The sequence below is a fragment of the uncultured Aquincola sp. genome, assembly GCF_964001545.1.
In the GTDB taxonomy this organism is placed as follows: Bacteria; Pseudomonadota; Gammaproteobacteria; order Burkholderiales; family Burkholderiaceae_C; genus Aquincola.
On sequence record NZ_CAXFDV010000071.1, the window covers coordinates 1 to 5,849 of the forward strand.

Consider the following 5,849-nt stretch of genomic DNA (forward strand, 5'->3'; position numbering starts at 1 on the left):
CGGCGCGGGCGGCAGCGCCACCGTGGCCAGCCTGTCGGGCGACGGGCGGGTGCTGGTGAACTTCGACAACCCGCTGGGCCGCCTGACCCTCACCGGCAGCCTGAGCGGCCAGCGCGACCTGGACGTGCGCAGCGGCACGCTGGCGTTGGGCACCACGGTGCCGCTCAGCTTCAGCGGGCAGATCAAGCTCAGCGGCGCGGGCACGCTGCAGCTGGGCCGCGAAAGCTACCTGGGCAGCGCCAGCCCGGTGCTGCGCTTCGAAGGCGGCGGCCGGCTGGTGCTGAGCGACGGCTTCGGCCTGGCGCGCGACATCGTCACCACCGGCGGCAACGGCAGCCTGGTGATCGGCGGCGGCAGCAACACCATCAGCAGCCGCATCAGCGGCAACGGCGGCTTCCACCTCACCGGCAGCCTGATCACGCTCACCGGCGACAACAGCTTCGCGGGTGGGCTGGGCATCTTCAACGACGGCACGTTGAATGCGGCTGGTGTGCCCAACCTCACCACCGTGCGCTTCTTGAACGACGGCAACCTGGGCCAGGCCGGCCAGCGCATCACGCTGGGCGGCGCGCTGGCGCTGCCCGACGGCTACGAACTCGCCCGGCCGCTGGTGCTCAGCGGCACGGCCGCCACCATCAGCGGCAGCGGCGAACACCGGCTGTCGGGCGCCATCAGCGGCGATGGCCGGCTCAACCTCGGCGGCGCGGCGCGCTACATCCTCACCGGCAGCGCCAGCCACACCGGCGGCGTGGCACTGGCCGGCACCGCGGCCGGCGAGGCGGCGGTGCTGGTCATCGACAGCGACGCCCGCCTGGGCGCGGCCGGCGGCGTGCTCAACATCGGCCGCACCGCGGGCAACAACGCCCTGGCCGTGCTGCCGGGCACCCTGGTGGCCAGCGGCCACCTCGACATCGCGGCCAGCCGCAGCACCCGCTTCCGCCGCATGACGGTGGACACCAACGGCTTCGACGTGGTGTTCAACCAAGCGATCGACGGCCTGGACATGACCAAGGCCGGCGCCGGCACCTGGACGCTGAACACCACCAACACCCACACCGGCGGCGACAACCCGGTGCGGGTGCTGCAAGGCACGCTGGCGCTGGGCACCGACGAAGCCCTGGGCACGCGCAGCCTGGTGCGTGTGGACAGCGGCGCCCAGCTCGCGCTGCTCGGCCACCGCCTGACGGTGACCTCGCTGGACACCGCCGCCGGCAGCACGGTGGACCTGGGCAACGGCGGCACGCTGCGGCCGCTGTTCGGCACGCTGGACGGCACGCTCAGCGGCCAGGGCAGCCTGGTGGTGGGCCGCGCCGGCTTCTCGCCAGCGGCCGTCACGCTCAATGCGGCCAACGGCTTCACCGGCAGCGTGGAAGTCACCCAGGGCAGCCGGCTGACGCTGGGCCATGTCGACGCGCTGGGCGCCGCCGGCAACCTGATCCGGCTGGACAACGGCACGCTGGCCGCCAGCGGCCGGCTGAGCGCGCCGCTGGTCATCGGCAACGCCACGAATCTGCAGATCGGCGCCGGCGGCGCGGGCTTTGCGGCCGATGGTCAGTCCCTCGTCATCGAGCGCACGCTGACCGGCCCGCTGGCCCTGCGCTTTCAGGGCGGCAGCCGGCCGGGTGACAGCGGCGGCAAGTTCGACGTGCGCCTGGCCAGCCGCACCAACAGCTTCACCGGCGACCTGCAGTTGGGCGACCCGCAGGGCTTCGGCACCGCGGTGCTGGGCATCACGGCCGATGGATCGCTGGGCGCGGCGGGCAACCGGCTCCTCCTGGGCAAGAGCTTCTACGACGGCGAAACCACCCGCAGCGCCCAGGGCGGGCTGCGGGCCTGGGACTCGCTGACGCTGGCGGCCACGCGCACCGTGCTGCTGGACGGCGAATCGGGCAGCGCCGCCGGCTTCATCGACACCAACGGGCACACCGTGGTGGTGGCCGGCAGCATCGGCGAACTGGCCGCGGGCCTGGGCCTGCTGAAAACCGGCGCCGGCACGCTGGTGCTCAACGGCGCGCAGGCCTACACCGGCCTGACCGAAGTGGAAGCCGGGGCGCTGGGCGGCCATGGCACGGTGGAACGGCTGGCCGTGCAAGGTGCCGAGCTGGCGCCGGGCGAAAGCGCGGGCCTGTTCAGCGTGCGGCAGAACCTGAGCTTCAGCGGCGGTGCGCTGCTGAACCTGGAGCTGGGCGGGCTGCTGCGCGGCAGCGGCTACGACGCGCTGAACGTGGGCGGCAGTGTCGACCTGGGGGGCGACACCGTGCTGCGGCTGAGCTTCATCGACGGCTTCCAGGCCGGCGCAGGCCAGCAGTTCGATCTGATCCAGGCCGGCGGCGGGCTGTTCGGTCAGTTTGCCAACGTCGCCGATGGCGCGCGGCTGCTGACGGCCGACGGCGCGGGCAGCTTCCTGGTGCGCTACGGCAGCGGCCAGGGCCTGGTGATCAGCGACTTCCAGGTGGCCGCCGTGCCCGAGCCGGCCACCTGGGCACTGATGCTGGGCGGCGCCGGGCTGCTGGCCTGGCGGCGCCGCTTCGGCTCAAGAGCCGGCACCAGCTGAGGCAACGCCCGTCCGCCGGGCCGCCCCAAGGACGGGTGCTCCCCAAGGGTCCGAAGGGCCCTTTCAGAAGGGCCTTGGGGGGGCGCGAGCGCAGCGAGCTTGGGGGCCGACTTCAGCTATAGGCCACGAAGCGCTTCTGCACGTGCTTCGGCGATTCGATCTCGTCGACGATGGCCACCGCCAGGTCGGCGACGGTGATGCTGGCGGGCTTGCCGTCCACCATCGGCACCTCGTCGCCGCCGGTGCGGTAGGCGCCGCTGCGCTCGCCAGGGTTCAAAAACACTGGCGGCGACAGGAAGGTCCAGTCCAGCTGCTGGCGACCACGGATGCGGTTGAGCGCCTCGCGCGCGGCCAGCGCGCCCTGCTTCCACTCGGCCGGAAACTCCGGCGTGTCCACCAGCTGCACGCCCGGCGCCACGTACAGGCTGCCGGCGCCGCCCACCACCAGCACGCGCTTGACGCCTGAGGCCTGCACGCCGTCCAGGATGGCGTCGGTGCCCTTCAGGAACAAGTCGTGGATCTGCGCCTCGCCCCAGCCGGGGTTGTAGGCATCGATCACAGCGTCGTGCCCGGCCACGGCGCGGGCCACCTGCTGCGCGTCCTGCGCGTCGGCCTGCGCCACGGTCAGGCCGTCACGGGCGGCGTACTTGCCGGTGTTGCGGGCCAGCGCGGTCACGGCATGGCCGCGGCGCAGCGCTTCTTCCAGCACGGCGCTGCCGACGAAGCCGGTGCCGCCGATCAATGCGATCTTCATGGTGGAAATCTCCAAGGGGTTGCGATGGGGGCATCTTCCCCTCGCAACCGCCGGGCCGCCAGTCGCTGCGCGCTTCGTTCACCGTGAAGCTGAGCTTCACACCGGCCGCACCAGCAGCACGTCGTTCTCCACCATGTCCAGCAGGCGCTCGGCCACGCTGCCCAGCAGCATCGCGGCCAGGCCGGTGCGGCCGGCAGTGCCCAGCACCAGCAGGTCATCGGGGTGGCGCCAGCCGTGGGCCTGCAGCAGCAGGCCGGGGTCGCCCGAGGCCAGCCACAGCTGCAGACGGCGGCGCAGCGCATCGGGCAGCTGTGCTTCGGCGATGAAGGCCGCTGCGGTGCGGGTGGCCTGTTCGCCGCCGGCATCGCGGGCCAGCGCCAGATCGACACCGGCGCGGGCCGGGTAGGCGGCGCCGTAGGCATGGAACAGGGTGAAGGCGGCTTCGGGCCATCCCGCCGCGGCCACTTCCAGCGCCTGGCGCGCGGGCGCCGACCAGTCGCTGGCCACCACCAGCCGCGGGTAAGGCCGGCGGCCACGCTGGCGCACCACCAGCACCGGCACCGGCGCGCGCCGCACCAGCAGGTCCACCGTGGAGCCCAGCACCAGCCGGCCCAGGCCATGCGCACGCGCCGTGCCGGTGACGATCCAGTCGCAGCCCCGCTCGGCCGCCACCTGCAGCAGCGCCGAGCCCACCGGGCCGTGCGCCACATGCAGTTCAAACGGCACGCCGGCGTCGCCCAGCTCGGCGTCCATGCGGCGGCGCGCCTGCTCCTGCAACTGCGCGGCTTCTTCGCCGCTGAGGGCTTGTGAACCCTGCGCCTGCAGCTGGCCCATGCGGGCCTTTTCCAGCACCGTGGCCACCACCAGGCGCGCTTGCCATTGACGCGCCAGCAGCACGGCCCGGTCGATGGCGCGGTCGCAGCGGCTGCTCAGGTCGGTGGCCACCAGCAGGCTGCGGGGCGGGGCGAAGGCGGCGGTCATCGGGCGGGTGGCATGCGGGTGGTCGGGGTGCGGGCCATTCTGCGGGCAGGCGCGCGGCCGCCGGCTTGATGCGCGTCAAGCCGCACCGGGCGGCCAGGCCGCGGCCGGCTCGGTGACAATGCCGCCCCTTCGCACCTGCCTGCCCGACGCCATGACCGACGAACCCATCCACCGCCGACCGATCCGCAGCTTCGTGCTGCGCGCCGGGCGCATGGGCACCGGCCAGCAGCGCGCCCTGGCCGAGCTGGGGCCCCAGTTCTTGCTGCCCTACCAGGCCGCGCCGCTGGACTACGCGGCCGCCTTCGGCCGCAGCGCGCCGGTGGTGCTGGAAATCGGCTTCGGCATGGGCGGCGCCACGGCGCAGATCGCCGCTGCGCGGCCGGACACCGACTTCATCGGCGTGGAAGTGCATGAGCCCGGCGTGGGCGCGCTGCTCAAGCGCATCGGCGAAGACAACCTGACCAACCTGCGGCTGATCCAGCACGACGCGGTGGAAGTGCTGCGCGACATGATCCCGCCGGCTTCACTGGCCGGGGTGCACATCTTCTTCCCCGACCCGTGGCACAAGAAGAAGCACCACAAGCGCCGGCTGCTGCAGCCGGCCTTCGTGGCCAAGCTCATCCAGCACATCGCCCCCGGCGGCTACCTGCATTGCGCCACCGACTGGCAGGACTATGCGGTGCAGATGCTGGAGGTGCTGGGCGCCGAACCCGGCCTGCGCAACAGCGCCGAAGGCTACGCGCCGCGGCCCGACTACCGGCCGCTGACCAAGTTCGAGCAGCGCGGCCTGAACCTGGGCCACGGCGTGTGGGACCTGGTGTTCACGCGGCTGTAAAGCGGCTGGGCTCGGCAGGCCTGAGCGTCGACCTGGGCGACCCAGCGAGCGCCAAGGCGCACCACAAACGGATGGCGTCGTCGTGCGACAAGCGCAGGGGTGGCCGCGAGGTCTGAGCGCCCAGGCAGCATCCGTCATCGAGAACCTTGGGTTGGCGACCCAGCCTGAGCCATGCGACGCTCGGGGCACTGCAATCATGAGACACATTGATCGCGAGGCCCTGCATGCCGGACTTCTCGAGCGACTTTTCTGAAGCGCCTACCAACGCAATCCACCAGCTCGCCGCGCTGCAAGGCTTGGGCATGAAGTCGGCCGCAGCCCTGCACAGCGCCGGCATCGGATCGGTGGCGGAACTGCGCAAACTTGGGGCGGTGGTCGCCTTCCTGCGCGTGCGCCAGGCCGGCGGACGCCCGAGCTTGAACTTGCTGTGGGCGCTCGAAGGCGCCTTGACCGGCGTGGACTGGCGCGAGGTGGCCAAGACCGAGCGAACCCGGTTGCTGCTGGCGCTGGACGATCTTTGCAACGCCCAGCGCATCCCACACGACGGCGGATGAAGCCCCTCGACGCCGTGGGTCAGTCCGCCTGCTGCCGATACGGCTCTTCGAAGTCCAGAAAGTCCTTCTCGGTCAGCGCATCGGCCACCCAGGCCGCCACGCCGGGTGAGGCCCACAACCGGTCGACATAGGCCTGCAGTTCGGGCGGCAACGCGATGCCGTAGGTGATCA

5 protein-coding genes are annotated in these 5,849 nt (G+C 72.2%); 3 read left to right on the plus strand and 2 right to left on the minus strand.

All coding sequences use genetic code 11. From position 1 onward, the window contains the following. Positions 1-2,554 (plus strand): autotransporter-associated beta strand repeat-containing protein (locus tag ABNT58_RS02515; protein ID WP_348751937.1); only part of this gene is annotated, 2,554 nt, incomplete at its 5' end. Between the two features lie 112 nt (positions 2,555-2,666). Here the strand turns inward: ABNT58_RS02515 and ABNT58_RS02520 are convergent. Then, entirely contained in the window at positions 2,667-3,308 is a 642-nt protein-coding gene (locus ABNT58_RS02520) for an NAD(P)-dependent oxidoreductase (RefSeq protein WP_348751938.1), read from the minus strand. Positions 3,309-3,404: 96 nt separating this feature from the next. Then, positions 3,405-4,289: a universal stress protein gene (locus ABNT58_RS02525; protein ID WP_348751939.1), complete on the minus strand. Its 885-nt coding sequence runs from the start codon at positions 4,287-4,289 to the stop codon at positions 3,405-3,407. Positions 4,290-4,440: 151 nt separating this feature from the next. Here ABNT58_RS02525 and trmB point away from each other — a divergent pair, with 151 nt between their 5' ends. Both trmB and ABNT58_RS02535 read left to right on the plus strand, forming a co-directional pair. Next, on the plus strand, positions 4,441-5,124 hold the full coding sequence (trmB, locus tag ABNT58_RS02530; RefSeq protein ID WP_348751940.1) for a tRNA (guanosine(46)-N7)-methyltransferase TrmB: 684 nt from the start codon (positions 4,441-4,443) through the stop codon (positions 5,122-5,124). A 224-nt stretch (positions 5,125-5,348) separates the two neighbouring features. Then, positions 5,349-5,678: a TfoX/Sxy family protein gene (locus tag ABNT58_RS02535; RefSeq protein ID WP_348751941.1), complete on the plus strand. Its 330-nt coding sequence runs from the start codon at positions 5,349-5,351 to the stop codon at positions 5,676-5,678. Positions 5,679-5,849: the final 171 nt, after the last annotated feature.